The sequence below is a fragment of the Bacillus sp. SM2101 genome (genome assembly GCF_018588585.1).
Lineage (GTDB): Bacteria > Bacillota > Bacilli > Bacillales > SM2101 > Nanhaiella > Nanhaiella sioensis.
The window spans coordinates 1-15,243 of sequence record NZ_JAEUFG010000033.1; the positions used below are offsets into that span (position 1 = coordinate 1).

General features: G+C 41.0%; 15 protein-coding genes and 17 tRNA genes. 30 read left to right on the forward strand and 2 right to left on the reverse strand.

What is annotated here, in order from left to right:
- Position 1: 1 nt before the first annotated feature.
- The 24 genes from JM172_RS20860 (at position 2) to JM172_RS20970 (ending at position 9,520) form a co-directional block, all read left to right on the forward strand.
- A tRNA-Asn gene (locus tag JM172_RS20860) sits at positions 2 to 76 on the forward strand.
- Positions 77 to 79: 3 nt separating this feature from the next.
- Positions 80 to 171 (forward strand) — tRNA-Ser (locus JM172_RS20865).
- Positions 172 to 209: 38 nt separating this feature from the next.
- Positions 210 to 284 (forward strand) — tRNA-Glu (locus tag JM172_RS20870).
- 1 nt (position 285) lies between these two features.
- A tRNA-Val gene (locus tag JM172_RS20875) sits at positions 286 to 361 on the forward strand.
- A 165-nt stretch (positions 362 to 526) separates the two neighbouring features.
- A tRNA-Met gene (locus JM172_RS20880) sits at positions 527 to 603 on the forward strand.
- 12 nt (positions 604 to 615) lie between these two features.
- Positions 616 to 691, forward strand: a tRNA-Asp gene (locus tag JM172_RS20885).
- A 14-nt stretch (positions 692 to 705) separates the two neighbouring features.
- Positions 706 to 781, forward strand: a tRNA-Phe gene (locus tag JM172_RS20890).
- Between the two features lie 32 nt (positions 782 to 813).
- A tRNA-Thr gene (locus JM172_RS20895) sits at positions 814 to 889 on the forward strand.
- A gap of 13 nt (positions 890 to 902) precedes the next feature.
- A tRNA-Tyr gene (locus tag JM172_RS20900) sits at positions 903 to 987 on the forward strand.
- Between the two features lie 11 nt (positions 988 to 998).
- Positions 999 to 1,072, forward strand: a tRNA-Trp gene (locus tag JM172_RS20905).
- 22 nt (positions 1,073 to 1,094) lie between these two features.
- A tRNA-His gene (locus tag JM172_RS20910) sits at positions 1,095 to 1,170 on the forward strand.
- 57 nt (positions 1,171 to 1,227) lie between these two features.
- Positions 1,228 to 1,302 (forward strand) — tRNA-Gln (locus tag JM172_RS20915).
- 3 nt (positions 1,303 to 1,305) lie between these two features.
- Positions 1,306 to 1,380 (forward strand) — tRNA-Gly (locus JM172_RS20920).
- Positions 1,381 to 1,385: 5 nt separating this feature from the next.
- A tRNA-Cys gene (locus JM172_RS20925) sits at positions 1,386 to 1,456 on the forward strand.
- Between the two features lie 13 nt (positions 1,457 to 1,469).
- A tRNA-Leu gene (locus tag JM172_RS20930) sits at positions 1,470 to 1,558 on the forward strand.
- A 198-nt stretch (positions 1,559 to 1,756) separates the two neighbouring features.
- Positions 1,757 to 2,731: a tyrosine-type recombinase/integrase gene (locus JM172_RS20935; RefSeq protein ID WP_214484311.1), complete on the forward strand. Its 975-nt coding sequence runs from the start codon at positions 1,757 to 1,759 to the stop codon at positions 2,729 to 2,731.
- Between the two features lie 285 nt (positions 2,732 to 3,016).
- Positions 3,017 to 3,496 (forward strand): hypothetical protein, encoded by a 480-nt coding sequence (locus tag JM172_RS20940; RefSeq protein ID WP_214484312.1) that lies wholly within the window; start codon positions 3,017 to 3,019, stop codon positions 3,494 to 3,496.
- Positions 3,474 to 4,370 (forward strand): hypothetical protein, encoded by an 897-nt coding sequence (locus tag JM172_RS20945; protein ID WP_250886810.1) that lies wholly within the window; start codon positions 3,474 to 3,476, stop codon positions 4,368 to 4,370. The genes JM172_RS20940 and JM172_RS20945 overlap by 23 nt, the downstream gene beginning before the upstream one ends.
- Before the next feature lie 315 nt (positions 4,371 to 4,685).
- A complete protein-coding gene (locus JM172_RS20950) occupies positions 4,686 to 5,075 on the forward strand; it encodes a phBC6A51 family helix-turn-helix protein (protein WP_214484313.1) in 390 nt (129 codons plus the stop codon).
- Positions 5,076 to 5,206: 131 nt separating this feature from the next.
- A complete protein-coding gene (locus tag JM172_RS20955) occupies positions 5,207 to 5,572 on the forward strand; it encodes an H-type small acid-soluble spore protein (RefSeq protein WP_214484314.1) in 366 nt (121 codons plus the stop codon).
- A gap of 416 nt (positions 5,573 to 5,988) precedes the next feature.
- On the forward strand, positions 5,989 to 7,035 hold the full coding sequence (locus JM172_RS20960) for a beta-propeller fold lactonase family protein (protein ID WP_214484315.1): 1,047 nt from the start codon (positions 5,989 to 5,991) through the stop codon (positions 7,033 to 7,035).
- Between the two features lie 195 nt (positions 7,036 to 7,230).
- Positions 7,231 to 8,241, forward strand: a complete 1,011-nt coding sequence (locus tag JM172_RS24895) for a hypothetical protein (protein WP_250886811.1) — start codon at positions 7,231 to 7,233, stop codon at positions 8,239 to 8,241.
- Positions 8,242 to 8,268: 27 nt separating this feature from the next.
- Positions 8,269 to 8,721 carry a phage terminase large subunit family protein gene (locus JM172_RS24900; protein ID WP_250886812.1) on the forward strand — a complete coding sequence of 151 codons (453 nt, stop codon included), beginning with the start codon at positions 8,269 to 8,271 and terminating at the stop codon, positions 8,719 to 8,721.
- Positions 8,722 to 8,800: 79 nt separating this feature from the next.
- Positions 8,801 to 9,520: an N-acetylmuramoyl-L-alanine amidase family protein gene (locus tag JM172_RS20970; protein WP_214484316.1), complete on the forward strand. Its 720-nt coding sequence runs from the start codon at positions 8,801 to 8,803 to the stop codon at positions 9,518 to 9,520.
- Between the two features lie 73 nt (positions 9,521 to 9,593).
- Here the strand turns inward: JM172_RS20970 and JM172_RS20975 are convergent, their stop codons facing one another.
- Both JM172_RS20975 and JM172_RS20980 read right to left on the reverse strand, forming a co-directional pair.
- Complete coding sequence (locus JM172_RS20975; protein WP_214484317.1) at positions 9,594 to 10,649, reverse strand: cytochrome D1 domain-containing protein; 1,056 nt, start codon at positions 10,647 to 10,649, stop codon at positions 9,594 to 9,596.
- Positions 10,650 to 10,973: 324 nt separating this feature from the next.
- Positions 10,974 to 11,150, reverse strand: a complete 177-nt coding sequence (locus JM172_RS20980; RefSeq protein ID WP_214484318.1) for a hypothetical protein — start codon at positions 11,148 to 11,150, stop codon at positions 10,974 to 10,976.
- A 128-nt stretch (positions 11,151 to 11,278) separates the two neighbouring features.
- Between JM172_RS20980 and JM172_RS20985 the strand changes: the two genes are divergently transcribed.
- The 6 genes from JM172_RS20985 to trmL all read left to right on the forward strand — a co-directional run bounded on the left by JM172_RS20985 (position 11,279) and on the right by trmL (position 14,771).
- On the forward strand, positions 11,279 to 11,623 hold the full coding sequence (locus JM172_RS20985; RefSeq protein ID WP_214484319.1) for a YolD-like family protein: 345 nt from the start codon (positions 11,279 to 11,281) through the stop codon (positions 11,621 to 11,623).
- A 174-nt stretch (positions 11,624 to 11,797) separates the two neighbouring features.
- Positions 11,798 to 11,879, forward strand: a tRNA-Leu gene (locus JM172_RS20990).
- A 14-nt stretch (positions 11,880 to 11,893) separates the two neighbouring features.
- Positions 11,894 to 11,967, forward strand: a tRNA-Gly gene (locus tag JM172_RS20995).
- Between the two features lie 165 nt (positions 11,968 to 12,132).
- A complete protein-coding gene (queG, locus tag JM172_RS21000) occupies positions 12,133 to 13,263 on the forward strand; it encodes a tRNA epoxyqueuosine(34) reductase QueG (protein ID WP_214484320.1) in 1,131 nt (376 codons plus the stop codon).
- 115 nt (positions 13,264 to 13,378) lie between these two features.
- On the forward strand, positions 13,379 to 14,242 hold the full coding sequence (locus tag JM172_RS21005; RefSeq protein ID WP_352223948.1) for an amidase domain-containing protein: 864 nt from the start codon (positions 13,379 to 13,381) through the stop codon (positions 14,240 to 14,242).
- Positions 14,243 to 14,291: 49 nt separating this feature from the next.
- Positions 14,292 to 14,771 carry a tRNA (uridine(34)/cytosine(34)/5-carboxymethylaminomethyluridine(34)-2'-O)-methyltransferase TrmL gene (gene trmL / locus JM172_RS21010; RefSeq protein ID WP_352223955.1) on the forward strand — a complete coding sequence of 160 codons (480 nt, stop codon included), beginning with the start codon at positions 14,292 to 14,294 and terminating at the stop codon, positions 14,769 to 14,771.
- Positions 14,772 to 15,243 lie beyond the last annotated feature (472 nt).

Consider the following 15,243-nt stretch of genomic DNA (forward strand, 5'->3'; position numbering starts at 1 on the left):
TTCCACAGTAGCTCAGTGGTAGAGCTATCGGCTGTTAACCGATCGGTCGCAGGTTCGAATCCTGCCTGTGGAGCCATTTGGAGAGTTGTCCGAGTGGTCGAAGGAGCACGATTGGAAATCGTGTAGGCGGTTAACACTGTCTCAAGGGTTCAAATCCCTTACTCTCCGCCACTTGGTTTATAAAATATAAATATTTGTGAATGTCAATTGGCCCGTTGGTCAAGTGGTTAAGACACCGCCCTTTCACGGCGGTAACACGGGTTCGAATCCCGTACGGGTCACCACGGAGGATTAGCTCAGCTGGGAGAGCACTTGCCTTACAAGCAAGGGGTCGGCGGTTCGATCCCGTCATCCTCCACCATAAAAAACATCTAAAATTTATATTATCGCGGGGTGGAGCACGATCGAATTCTCTTCCTTGAGGTAGCAACAGCGTACCGATTTATAAGCATTAAGAATAAGCTTGAAGAAATCGGGACGGAGGCGCAAACAATGCGCATAGAAAAATTAGTTAACTTCCCATTATCGCGGGGTGGAGCAGTCTGGTAGCTCGTCGGGCTCATAACCCGAAGGTCGCAGGTTCAAATCCTGTCCCCGCAACCAATGAATAAATGTGGTCCCGTGGTGTAGCGGTTAACATGCCTGCCTGTCACGCAGGAGATCGCGGGTTCGATTCCCGTCGGGACCGCCATAATTTAAAAAAATGGCTCGGTAGCTCAGTCGGTAGAGCAAAGGACTGAAAATCCTTGTGTCGGCGGTTCGATTCCGTCCCGAGCCACCATTTGTAAGATATATGCTATACAAAAGAATTAAGCCGGTGTAGCTCAACTGGTAGAGCAACTGACTTGTAATCAGTAGGTTGGGGGTTCAAGTCCTCTCGCCGGCACCATCTATAAACATATGGAGGGGTAGCGAAGTGGCTAAACGCGGCGGACTGTAAATCCGCTCCCTGAGGGTTCGGCGGTTCGAATCCGTCCCCCTCCACCATTTATAATTATAGGGGCATAGTTTAACGGTAGAACAGAGGTCTCCAAAACCTCCAGTGTGGGTTCGATTCCTACTGCCCCTGCCATTTATTTATTTATTTATTTATGGCGGCTGTGGCGAAGTGGTTAACGCATTGGATTGTGGCTCCGACATTCGTGGGTTCGATTCCCATCAGTCGCCCCATTTAAAATGAACATATTTTTAAATAGTGCATATATTTTATAGTAGATGGTTCTTTATTGGGCTATAGCCAAGCGGTAAGGCAACGGACTTTGACTCCGTCATGCGCTGGTTCGAATCCAGCTAGCCCAGCCATTTGCGGAAGTAGTTCAGTGGTAGAACACCACCTTGCCAAGGTGGGGGTCGCGGGTTCGAATCCCGTCTTCCGCTCCAAGTTTGGCGGCATAGCCAAGTGGTAAGGCAGAGGTCTGCAAAACCTTTATCACCGGTTCAAATCCGGTTGCCGCCTTTTTCATCCAGTCGCCGGGGTGGTGGAATTGGCAGACACACAGGACTTAAAATCCTGCGGTAGGTGACTACCGTGCCGGTTCAAGTCCGGCCCTCGGCACCATTTATTATTTTAGTAGTATTTGCCGGTGTGGCGGAATTGGCAGACGCGCACGACTCAAAATGCGAAATTCAATTTCCGTTAGCCGTAACGCTGATATGACGGGCGATGTACGATAGTACGTCGCTTTTTTGTGTTCTCATTGCGCACGACTCGGTTGTTTTACCGCGTAAGATTAAAATAACTGAGGAGGCAACAGATATGGCACGTAGAAAGAACGTTATTAATACAGAGATATTTGCAGATAGTACGCCAAAAATCGAAGTGGAACCCGAGGATTTTGACACGTCCCTACATATGTATTTACGCGATTGTAAAATTCGTAATCTTAGCGAATATACAATACAGTATTATCACTATGAATTAATCGCCTTTCGCGGAATGCTCGAAAAACAAGGTTTATCAACACGCCCAAATAAAGTCACGCTAAAAATTCTCAGAGAAAACGTTATATTATATATGATGGAAGTGATGGGGCGAAAAGAAACGTCAATTAATACACGCTTGCGTGCGATAAGAGCGTTTTTTAACTATCTTGAGCGTGAAGGTATGATCGCAGAGTTGGACAACCCTGTAAGCAAGTTGAAACTCGTTAAAGCGAAAAAGGAGATCGTGCAAACGTTCAATCGAGAGCAAATACACGATTTATTACGCCAGCCTAACCAAAATACATTTACGGGGTTCCGAGATTACACGATATTACTATTATTACTCGAAACGGGCGTAAGAGCTCGGGAGTTGTCAGATATTCGCGTATCAGATATTATTTGGGAAGATTCTCAAATTCGAATTAATGGTAAAGGTTATAAGGAGCGTTTAGTACCGATTCAAACAACGATGAAACGTCAGCTTAAGAAGTATTTAGCAATACGTGGAGATATGAACACCGGTTTTTTGTTCGTTACAATCGATGATGAAATACTATCTTCGCGTCAATTGCAGTGTAGAATTGCGAAATACGGTCGTATGGCAAACATTAAAGGCGTAAGATGTTCTCCTCATACATTTCGCCATACATTCGCTAAAATGGCCGTACAGAATGGCGCTGATGTGTTTTCTTTGCAAAAAATACTCGGACATACATCGCTTGAAATGGTGCGTAACTATGTAAATCTATTCAGTAGTGATGTGTTCGACGCTCACAAAAGATTTTCGCCGTTAGAGAAATTGTTATAAATAACGTAAGGACTGCGGCAATAGCAACAGTCCTTTTTACATACTCCAAAAATCGTCGTTAAATTAAACGTTGAGGTTTCCGAAGAAGTTGCCGGTTTAAAGGCGATTCAACGAAGCGAAGAAAGCAGCGCAGACATTTCGAGAGTCAGAGGTGACGAAAAAACGTCGTGTAACTCTCGAATACATAACTATTAAAATAGTGAAAACATAATTAATCTATAAATTTATTAAAATAGGTATTTTAATAATATTAAATAACAAATAAAATTTAGGGGGATTAATATTATGGGTTACCGGAGGTCAGTGAATGATAAAGTAAGGTTTAAATCTGTAAGCGAATTAAAAAAATCTAATGAGTTTAAGAATATCCTATTTAATGAAGATCATATAAAAAAGGTGGATTATATCCTTGCGGTACTTCAATCGTTTATGTCATCAAGAGGGGAAGATGTAGTAATTACGACGTCATTAAAAGGTATAAATTTCAACCGAGAGAAATCACCTGGACAATTCAGACATAAGTTTTTTACAATTACTGCAGATGGTAATAAAGTTATTTTTCATGTTCCTATTACTGAAAGGAATCAGGTATTTGAACATTATGAGAGAATAGGGTTACTGGTCTATCGGAAAAATACGGAGGCGGATAAGGAAGAGGATAAAGAAAAAAATCAAATAAACCTCAAGCTAGATGATTTTCCAATGTATAGAGATGAGGATATTATACAAGAGTTACTCCTTTTTGCTTACGAAAATAGAAAATAAGAAACTACAAAAAAAAACCGTTGTATTAACGGTTTTTTTTTATTTTGTAACAACGGAGGTGTCAGCGATAACTAACATTCTAGTAATCGATCGTTCAACAGGCGAAGAAGTTACAGCTGATTACGTTGTAACCAATCGCCGTCAAGCTGCAGCATATCGCAAGCGCAAGGAAGCCGAGCAATACGATATAACTGACGTAGGCAAGCGTTGGGTCGCCAGTTATCACGACCCGATTCGAAATATAATAAAAGATTTATCGTTAATTGAGGCGGGAGCAATCGTTAAGTTGCTGCCGTTTTTGCGTTTTAAGGGCGAGGGCAAATTAGCGTTGAAGCAAACCGAGATTCAGCGAATATTCAAGCGAGGCAGGGACGCCACTCGAGATATATTAGACCGGTTACATTCGCTGGGCGTTATTTCGATTCAGAAGGAAGGACGCTCGAACGTGTTTTACATTAGCGCTAACTTTCATACGATCGGCGACGTTCGGGAAGGCGAGCGATTTACGAAGTTGTACCAGGTGAAAACTAGTGAAATAGTTGATGGACTGGACTTAAGTACGACCGGCTTATTGTATAAGGCGCTGCCGTTCTTTCATTATTCCGAGTACTATTTATGCGCCAATCCCAACGAAGAGAATCCGGAAGTGATCGAGCATTTAAACCGTGAACAGTTGGCGGAAGCTATCGGGCATGACGTTCATACCGTTAGGGATGCGATTAATAAACTGCAAAGAAAACGAGCAATACTGACGACTAAGAGCGGTAAGAACGTTCGATATTTGATTCATCCGGACTTGTTGTTCCGCCAAAAAATCGAGACAGATTGGACGAAATCAGTGCGTAAAATGTTTGCGCAACATAAAATTCGATAAAAACGTAGGGTGAAAACCCGCCCTATTGAAAGTTAGTCAAACCGTTGGGGCAGTAAGGGTGAGGTCGGTTTTAGGTGATTTTCTTCTCTTTATCTTGTTACAAGCGTAGAAGTACATGGGCTCTTTTGAGCCCGCGACTCATTCCGTTTCACTTCATTCGTCGCTATCCCCTTTATCGCTGGTTATTAAATTATCGGCGAGAAAAGGTATTAATGGACAGTGACGACTTGAGCGAAGCGAAAGGCGGCACAATGGTTTTGACTTTACTAAATCGGTATATAATCGCAAAGTATTGCGGAAAGGAGAGCGTTAAGAATGGCGAAAAGATTACACGAAAGACAACTCGCTGCTATTGCGTTATTAGCAATTCCACAACGAGGCGGACTAACTTACGAACAAATTGCAGAAAAAGTAGGCGTAACTGATCGGACGATAAGAGAATGGCGTAACAATGACGCTTTTAACGAGGAATTAAAGAAGCAAGTTATGCGCAACAGCGTTGAACACTTACCGGATATAATGTGGTCGGTACCAAAGCATATTATTGATGACGGTAATGCTGCGATGTTTAGGACGTTCATGCAAAGTCTTGGCTTATTAACGGAAAAAGTAGAGGTCGAATCTAAGGACGTTAATAAGGGAGTTAGTGTGTCGGATATGAAAGCGAAGATCGAACGGTTTAAGCAATCGGAAGATGATGCATAAGGGAATATATAATAAGAAGCGATTAGGTTCGGGGATTCCGTTCTTTTCCGAAGAAGGTGAATTACGTCCAATCACTGATAAGGTTTACGGTATATAATATCGTATTAAAACCTGATAACGGAGGTAGAACGATGAGTCAGTATAAGAAAGTAAGTACTTGTTGCGGAAGTACTATCAAAGAAGATAAAACGTGTGATTGTCCGTGTCAATTAATTATCGCCCTTTTCAACTTACTTTATCGTGTAGACGCAGGAGTTACGCGGGTGCTTTATAACGGTAGACCGGTCGGGTTACACGGGGCTGTAGATTACGAGGACGGAGGAACAGCAACTGTAAAATTCACTGAAAACGGAATTGAACAAACGATAATAGTTGATTCAGCTAATGATAACGTATTGTATTCATTTGAAAATGTAACGAAAATAGAAGTGACATGTGTGGGGGATACGTGTGTAGGCAGTGTTGGTGTAAACGGAATGACAGAACCATGTAGATAAATCATCTGCAAGCCTAACTTAACGCGCGGTACCTATAACACTTTCGCCTTAAAACGGAAGGTTACCGTATGCACTATTTTAGCGTAATAAAGCACAGGCAACACGCTAGAAACACCGTCATATCAACGATGTATAAAGTAGTGTATATCTGATAAATTTACATGCGTTAGGAACGCTGTCATATCAACGCATGTGATCGTATGTTGGTTCCTATAGTTGCTATTATGTAAACTAGAAACGAATGACGTATACAGCGATATGCAGAAATCGGAGTGTGGTCGCAAGGGGAAAACGGCTTACCCCCAAGCGCCCCCATCCAAAAGCTCTTATCAGACGGAAAAACAATGCGGATTCAAAAAATCACTTTGCCTTTAACTCGCATACAATGTAAGAAACGAATTTAAGGAGGCCGTACAATGGTACTGGCTTACGTAGTAAATAGAATTGACACAGTGTCGGTGATCGACACGAAAACACACTCGGTCAGTTCTACAATATCTGTTGGAGATCAACTAAATAATATAGCAATCACGCCCAACGGTAAATTAGCTTATGTTCTGAAAGGCGATATTGATTTTATGGGCACTGTATCTGTAATAGATATCAAAACACATTCAGTTATTGCTACAATACCGATAAATAACAATGGTAACGCCCAAAATTCAATCGTTTTTACTCCCGATGGAAAATTAGCATATGTCACGAACCTTGGATCAGGTAACGTATCAGTTATCGACACTAAGACACACTCGGTCATTGCTACTGTTGCTGTTGAAATAGGGGCACGAAGTATTGTTATTTCACCTGACGGGAAACTAGCTTATGTTGCTTTCAGCGGGGGTGAGGGTGGTGTGTCAGTCATTGATACAAAGACTCACAATGTGATTGCTACTGTTCCTGTTGGAGATTTTCCTACGCTTCTAGCTATTGTACCTGGTGAGAAACTAGTCTATGTTTCAAATAGTTCTTCAGGAAATATGTCCGTCATAGATACGAATACTCACTCGGTAGTTGCTACTGTGACTGTTGGGGTGGGACCAGGCGAGATCGTATTTACACCAAATGGGAAAACGGCATATTTAATAAACGGAAACCAAAACGGTGTTGGTTTCGTATCGGTAATCGATGTTAAAACGCATTCTGTAATCGCTACAATTCCGGTTGGTAACGTGAACGACAGACCAAATGATATTGCTATCACACCAGAAGGGAAATTAGTGTATGTAACTACTATATTCGGAGACACAGTGACAGTTATTGATACGAAAACGCAATCAACTATTGCGACAGTTCAAGTAGGAGATACCCCAAGAGGTGTCACGTTCACACCCGACGGAAAACTCGCCTACGTAGTAAATAATGGCGATGCAACCGTATCCGTAATTGACGTAAAAACCCATTCCGTTATCGGAACCGTTACCGTCGGTACTAATCCGGTCGCTATCGCATTTACAGAGAACTAATATAACGCTAATTTATATGTTCAAAAAGCTCGCCATCCACGGCGGGCTTTTTCGCGTGCACTAAAACGGAAAGGAGGACGATTTCATGGCGTGGGAAAATGGCGAATGGCTAGATTATGATGAGCGCCAGCACAAAATTGAAGAAATAAACGAAATTATCACGTAATTGACGCTGAGTATAATTCAGCCGAAGATATGCCGGTCGAAATTGCGCAAGACTACTTTGAATTAATCGAAAAGCTAGAGCGTTTTAACCGAATTCACCGTGGCGAACGTGATTTGCTCTACTTTGCATACGAATATTTCGGCGAAGACTTGAACCCGGAAAACTCCGGTAACTGGATTCCGAGTTACGATTTCGATGGGGAAAACGAACCACCGAGCAATGTATTAGCAAACGCACCATCGTTTCACCATGAAATTTGCGGGCTAATGGACGAAGTATCATACGTCAAGCGCAATGATAAGGTCGGAGTCGCAGCGCCCCGATCTCACGCTAAATCGTCGTTTCTTTCAAAGGCGTACCCAATTCATGAGGTCGTGTATCGATTACGCAAATATATCATCATTATTTCGGAAACGCCGGACGTATCGAGCGCCAATATGGATTGGATTTCGAATCAGTTGAAATACAACGAAAAACTGCGCGCCGACTTCGGCCCATTGCTCGACCCCAAATTGCAAGGGAACGAAAAGGACAATTCGAGTGAGTTTATCGCATGGCATCCGATCGTTGGCGAACAACACAGACTTGAGCGAGTAGCGTTAGTTCAAGCAGCATCGACCGGTCAGCGTTTGCGTGGTCGTAACTGGGACGGAAATCGCCCTGATTTAGTTATTTGCGATGACCTAGAGGACGCAAACACCAACGCATCAACGCCGGAACTTCGAAAGAAACTTCGCGAGTGGTTCGCATCGGTTGTTATGCCACTCGGCGACCCGAAAGGCGAGTTAACAGCGTATGTTTACATGGGAACGACCGTACATCACGACGCATTACTAATGAACATTCTACATAAACGGTCGGACTTCCGGACGAAGATTTATCGTGCGATGATCGAGCAACCGAAGAATATGGCGTTATGGGAACAATGTCGCGAAATCTATCAAGATCGCAACAACACCAATCGCCGAGTAGTCGCCTTTCTTTTTACCCATCGCGAACCGAGCCGACCACGCACTCGCATTTTACGAAACCAATCGTGAGGAAATGGACGAAGGTTCCGACGTGCTTTGGTCGGACGTTCAGCCGTTGTACAAGCTAATGAAATGGAAGTGGGACAACGGGTCGAAAGCGTTCAACACCGAGTATCAAAATTTATTGATTCCTGGGGCGAACGCGTTAAGCCCGACGTATTTATGAAAAAGATCGTTGAAATGACGCTAAAATATCAGCCCCACGGTATAGCAGCCGAGGCACAAATGGCGCAAGAGTTTTTCGTTGATAAGCTGAAAGAGGCGTTAAGAAATGCGAATTACCCGGCACATTCACGCGTTCATAAAATTCAGCAACGCCAACGAAAAGAGCTTCGAATCGAGGCGATGTTGCCCGATATTGAAAGCGGCGGAATACAGTTTTCAAATAATCACGCCTTGTTGCTCGAACAATTTGAACGATATGGAACGGGTGAGCATGACGACTTAATTGACGCAATGGAGCAGGCGATTTCAATATCGAAGAAGTGACCCGAAGTATCCGGAATTGCTAATTTCAATTATCGAAAGATACGAGTTATATAAATACGATAAAGGGGTGGCGGTAGCGATGAAACCACTATTAATTATTGACGCAGGGCATGGCGGCAAAGACCCCGGCGGCGGGTCGAATCAACACTGGCTCGAAAAAGACCTCGTATTAAAAATATCGCTTTATCAATATGAACGATTTAAGGCGCTAGGCGTGCCGGTTGCTTTGACGCGAGATAGTGACGTGTATTTGTCGCCAAGCGAGCGAACATCGATCGTTAAATCTAGCGGGGCTAAATATTGTATATCGAATCATATAAACGCAGGCGGTGGCGATGGTGTTGAGACAATTCATTCGATTTACGCCGAAGCCGACTTGGCGAAGTTATTGGCGCAGGAAATCGTAAACGAAGGGCAGAACATGCGTCGAGTATTCACGCGAACATTACCGTACAACAGTAAACGGGACTACTATTATTTGCACCGTGACACTGGCGCAGTTGATACGACGATTGTAGAGTACGGATTCGCCGATTCCAAACAGGATGATGTTGCGCAATTACTTAACGATTGGCAAGATTACGCAGAGGCGGTTGTGCGGGCATTTTGTCGGCATATTGGACATACGTATAAGCCAGTTGAAACGGAACCAGCGCAAATAACCTACGAACAAGAATTAGCGGAAGCTGTTGCGTGGGCGAAAGCGATGGGGATTTCGAATGGTGAACGGTTAGACGAGGCGTGTACAAGGGCGCAAGTGGTGACGATGTTGTATCGGGCGTTGTCGAATAATAAATAGGTTAGCGGAGAATACTACGGCCGACAGTCTGTAAAACCCTCCGCGAAAAAAAGCCCCGTTCAAATGAGCGGGGCTAATTTGGTGTGAAGGCTAAATTAATCGGACGAGAACCAACTGGGATGGAGGCGATGATAGAGTGGGTTTTAACATCAACGGCTGTTACTGTGCCTGGAGTAGTATTGTTTGTGAAATAAGCGAGTTTTTCATCGGGAGAGAATGCCAAAAATATAAAATTACCGCCCGACACACCTGTGTTAATATTTGAAATGATCGCGTGTGTTTTGGTATCTATAACAAAGATTGTAATAGTGCTATTACTGGTAACAGATACATAAGCGAGTTTCCCATCCGATGTTATTGCTACATCAGAGGGATTGCCTCCAACGTTTATAGTAGCGATTACAATATGCGTTTTTACATCTATGACAGAAACAGTACTACTCATTATATTCGTTACATAAGCAACTTTCCCATCAGGGGTAAAGGCTGTTCTATGAGCCTGAATTCCTACGGGAATAGTAGCGATAACAGAGTGTGTCTTTACATCAATTACAGAAACTGTAGAAGGGCGGTCACTAGTAGAATTAATTACATAAGCTAATTTTCCATCAGGGGTAAATTTGAAATTTTGCGCAATTGCAATGTTTGCGTCGTCTACCTGAACAGTGGCAATCTGGCTATGCGTTTTTACATCGATGACGAAAACTATATCATCTAAGCCATTTCTCACATAAGCGAGTTTTCCATCAGGGGTAATCGCAACAAAAAAAGGCTCATTCACCTGAATAGTAGCGATTACACTGTGCGTTTTAACGTCAATCACGGATACACTACCACCGCCCAATCGATTAATCACATAAGCGAGTTTTCCGTCGGGTGTGAAAGCGAGATTCATTGGACTGGATCCGACCTGAACAGTAGCGATTACATTATGCCTTTTAACATCGATGACAGAAATGGTCTCACTTACTACATTCGTAACATAAGCGTGCTTTCCGTCGGGTGTGAAAGCGACAAAATTTGGTTGGAGACCAACATCAACAGTAGAAGTCACGCTATGTGTTTTTGCATCGATGACAGAAACTGTGTTGTCACCGACACCGAAATTCGCAACATAAGCCAGTACCATTTTGTACCGACCTCCTTAATTCGTTTATAACAGTCTATGCGGTAATTCCTATCGTGAGTATTAAAAAAGCCCCGTTCATAATTAAACGGGGTAAATTACTAGTTCAGCAAGGCGAAGTTTTCCTTCGCTACATATTATGTATGTGCGTAGGCTTGCCGTTGTTTGGAATAATAACTAATCATCGCAAATTCATCGAAACTCCCTCCTGTAAACCACACTCGCCTTCTTTTTTCCGTGCTCAATCACGTCCTTAATCGCATTCTTCGCCCACTGTCTCGCCAAATCATCCGTACCACCGGCTTTAAAATGGAAGTCCGCGATTAATTATGGATTTATAACGCAAATGATATAAGCGTCATTTAGATAGGGGTCGGCTCCATTTTTTACAATTCGATAGTTTAGTAAATTATTACGCATATATAATATGAAGGAACTCGTCATATCTCGTCTCATAATTGCTCTTACAACAGTATGTGTAAATTCCCTTTCGCCTTTTTGCATGTGTACAACCTCCGTTAATTTTATTGATATATTAATTCTGAATATTTCGCTAATAATATTGTGACGAATCGAACAGCTGAATAACAAACAAATGTTCGGTTATAATATCGTTATGGAGGCGATTAATGATGGCGATAAAAGACCGAGGAATCATTAAATGGGCGCCAGCATTTCAGACGCCCGAACAAGGAAAATTTAAGCGCGAGGCTGAACGGGCGTATTACCACGTTGAAAGACCGACAGTTGACGAATATATGTTAACCGAATGGGAAGAACGAATTTGCTTAGCGATGGAGTATCATTATACCGTTAAGTTCAAGACGTGGCATGACGGTGTTATTTCGACAGTAATTGGAGAAGTACATTTTATTGATGATAAGGCGAGGCAGTACGTTGTTGAAACGAGTACGGGATTTAAGCGAGTTAAATTTAGCGAAGTGGTGGGCGTTGAAGTGGACGTATATGACGAATGAAAAAAATTATAGCGAAATATGTTGACGGAAATAGCCGACCGTGATAATATATTACTCAGACGCGCACGACCAAGGTCGTGACGCAATGGCGTGCGATGATCGCTAGTACGACGTGGTCGTGCGAACATAGATCGAATCATACGCACATTAAGAGGGGCTAAAGCCCGTCATCATGCCGGTGTGGCGGAATTGGCAGACGCGCACGACTCAAAATCGTGTTCCTTCGGGAGTGTCGGTTCGACCCCGACCACCGGTATTACAACTTCATATGCGGGTGTAGTTTAGTGGTAAAACCTCAGCCTTCCAAGCTGATGTCGTGAGTTCGATTCTCATCACCCGCTCCATACATACTAATCACAACGCAGTGTTTCGTTCAAAGAAAACGAAGCATTGCGTTTTTATTTTACAATAAGTTAGTATGGTGGTATTAGATTTGTTTATGTGTATGAACTGTTTTTAAAAATAAAGGGAATTATATATATATAACAATGGGGAAGGAGGTATTATTAATGAATATCCAAGCTTTAAAGGATGAAATAATAAATTATGCACATTCCATAGGAATAGACAAAATTGGTTTTGCAAGCTCCAACGTGTTTTCCCAATTAAAAGAACGATTACAAGAACAACAAATGCTTGGATACCAATCGGGATTTGAAGAGAGTGACATTGAAAAAAGGACGAATCCAAGAATATTATTATCAGAAGCAAATTCAATAATATCCATTGCGCTAGCGTACCCTTCAAAAATGACAAATGCACCTCGAAGTACGAAAGATGAACGTAGAGGAATTTTTTGTAGAGCTTCATGGGGCAAAGATTACCACCATATTTTAAGGGAGCGTTTGTTAAAGCTAGAAAACTTTATTAAAGAAAGGGTACCTAATGTAGAGTGTAAGTCTATGGTAGATACAGGAGAATTATCTGACCGTGCAGTAGCTGAGCGAGCTGGAATTGGCTGGAGTGGGAAGAACTGTGCAGTTATTACACCAGAGTTTGGTTCATTTGTTTATCTAGGTGAATTAATAACAAATATTCCATTTGTACCTGATCAACCAATAGAAGAACGTTGTGGATCTTGTAATAAGTGCGTAGAAGCATGCCCGACCGGAGCATTAGTTCAAGGTGGGCAGTTGGATTCATCAAAATGTATTGCCTTCTTAACCCAAACTAAAGGATTTTTAGATGATGAGTATCGCATGAAAATTGGTAATCGTCTATATGGATGTGATACATGTCAAATGGTTTGTCCAGAAAATAAAGGAAAGGACTCTCACTTTCATTTAGAAATGGAACCAGACCCAGAAATAGCAAAGCCACTATTAAAGCCCTTATTACAAATAAGTAACAGAGAGTTTAGAGAAAAATTCGGCCATGTATCTGGATCTTGGAGAGGGAAAAAACCAATTCAGAGAAATGCTATCATTGCGCTAGCACATTTTAAGGATGAATCTGCAATTCCGGATTTATTAAAGCTAGTTACTGATGATCCACGTCCTGTAATACGTGGGACTGCAGTATGGGCATTAGGAAAAATTGCAAAACATGATATTTTGTCACAACTTAATAAAACTAAAGAACAAGAGAATGATCCAGATGTTTTAAATGAATACGAAAAATTATTCTGTTCTCTTTCATAAAGTAATACAGTTATTTACTTTTTTGTTATCGGGCTAATAATTTATACTTCACCACATATGGTAGTAATGAAGGCTTATAGGTGGTGATTATTTGAAACAGAGCATTCATTTTTTAGTGAAAGATAGGATTGATTGCTATGTAAATAAAAGTAGCACGAAATTCAATGTTCTTAGTGAAAAAGAACAACAAGCTCTCATGAGAAAACAAGCTCTTTGTAATAAGCGATCAGTAGAAGTGTTAAAATGTAATGTCAAAGGAAAAGTACTTGGGAAGAAACAAATTGCTGGCAGTACGAGTATTAATTATGTCTTACATTATAGAAGTTTAATGAAACAGGGAGATTTTTTTTACATTGAAGAGATTTGTGAACATAGAATTGCTTCCTTTCTGTTAAATGATCTTATTAATGATTGTGAAGACAATAATTTTGTAAGTATGCAAGAACATGTACCTTTGGATAGGAATCAATCTGAAGCACCGAGAAAATCATTTCAATATGATCGGCTAGAAGCTGTTCGATATGCTGAGACTTGGTGGAACAGTTATAATGTAAAGTATAAAAAATTTGAAGTAGATTGTACAAATTTTGTATCACAATGTTTGCATGCAGGTGGTGCTCCTTTGGTTGGATATCCTAATCGTTCAAATGGGTGGTGGATGGCGGGGAATAGTTGGAGCTATAGTTGGTCTGTAGCACATTCATTAAGGTGGTATTTATCCGGTTCAAATGCAGATTTACGTGCAGTTGAGGTTGAATCTGCAAAGGCTTTATCACAAGGAGATATTATATGCTACGATTTTGAGGGTGATGGAAAATTCGATCATACGACGATAGTAGTTGCAAAAGACAAAGAAAGTTATCCTTTGGTCAATGCACATACGGAGAATAGTAGAATGAGATACTGGTCATATGAGGATTCTACTGCTTATACCCCTAACATTAAATATAAATTTTTTCATATTGTTGACGACAGCTGATTATACAAAAATTTGATATAATAATATAGAATTTTATGTTTGAGGTGAGATAATTTTGGGAATACATGTTGTACTATATCAACCAGAAATACCAGCTAATACAGGAAATATTGCTCGCACATGTGCTGCAACTGATACGACATTACATTTAATCCGCCCATTAGGGTTTTCAACTGATGATAAGATGCTTCGTCGGGCAGGACTAGACTATTGGCAATTTGTAAATATTCATTATTACGACTCATTACAAGAAATTTTTGATAAGCATGAGAATGGACACTTTTATTTTATTACAAAATTCGGTAAAAAGGCACATACAGACTTTGACTATAGTGGTCAAGATACTGATCATTTTTTCGTATTTGGTCGTGAAACGAATGGTTTACCAGATGACTTAATTAAAAACAACATGGACTATTGTTTACGTTTACCGATGAATGATAATGTGCGTTCTTTAAACTTATCAAATACAGCAGCAATTCTTGTGTATGAAGCATTACGTCAGCAAAAATATCCAGGATTGTCGTAACAAATAAAAAATGACCTTCACAGCTATGTTGTGGAGGTCATTTTTTAATTGGCTGCTATTACGAACAAAGACTTTAGTGCGTAAACATATAACATTCGATCGTATCTTTTCTAAAATACCTAGCTGTTCCAGTTAATTGAAAGCAGTAACTAAGTTTACGAAAAGAGCCTTTTAATTAATTTGAAAAGTATTATAAAATGTTCTTTCAAAAAAATTAATTTTTAGCACCTGGTTTATCGTCGTACCCCGATGTAAATATTGCTGATAAAAAAGCAACCATGACAAGTAAAATTAGAACTAAACGCATTGGTATATCCTCCTTCAGTACTATAAATGTGCCTATAAACTTACGATATTTTTATTATAACTTATCAGACAAGAAGTGTGAATGAAAAGTATGATTAATCAGTCCAATTTATAAAATGCTTTATAGAGGACTTCTTACTGATATATTAGCCTAATTATCGTTAAT

Coding starts and splice junctions, on each gene's coding strand:
- JM172_RS20970 (WP_214484316.1), top strand. CDS start 8,801: ATGAAACCACTATTAATTATTGACGCAGGGCATGGCGGCAAAGACCCC.
- JM172_RS20980 (WP_214484318.1), bottom strand. CDS start 11,150: ATGCAAAAAGGCGAAAGGGAATTTACACATACTGTTGTAAGAGCAATT.
- JM172_RS20950 (WP_214484313.1), top strand. CDS start 4,686: ATGGCGAAAAGATTACACGAAAGACAACTCGCTGCTATTGCGTTATTA.
- JM172_RS20975 (WP_214484317.1), bottom strand. CDS start 10,649: ATGGTACTGGCTTATGTTGCGAATTTCGGTGTCGGTGACAACACAGTT.
- JM172_RS20935 (WP_214484311.1), top strand. CDS start 1,757: ATGGCACGTAGAAAGAACGTTATTAATACAGAGATATTTGCAGATAGT.
- JM172_RS24895 (WP_250886811.1), top strand. CDS start 7,231: ATGCCGGTCGAAATTGCGCAAGACTACTTTGAATTAATCGAAAAGCTA.
- JM172_RS20955 (WP_214484314.1), top strand. CDS start 5,207: ATGAGTCAGTATAAGAAAGTAAGTACTTGTTGCGGAAGTACTATCAAA.
- queG (WP_214484320.1), top strand. CDS start 12,133: ATGAATATCCAAGCTTTAAAGGATGAAATAATAAATTATGCACATTCC.
- JM172_RS20940 (WP_214484312.1), top strand. CDS start 3,017: ATGGGTTACCGGAGGTCAGTGAATGATAAAGTAAGGTTTAAATCTGTA.
- JM172_RS20985 (WP_214484319.1), top strand. CDS start 11,279: ATGGCGATAAAAGACCGAGGAATCATTAAATGGGCGCCAGCATTTCAG.
- JM172_RS20960 (WP_214484315.1), top strand. CDS start 5,989: ATGGTACTGGCTTACGTAGTAAATAGAATTGACACAGTGTCGGTGATC.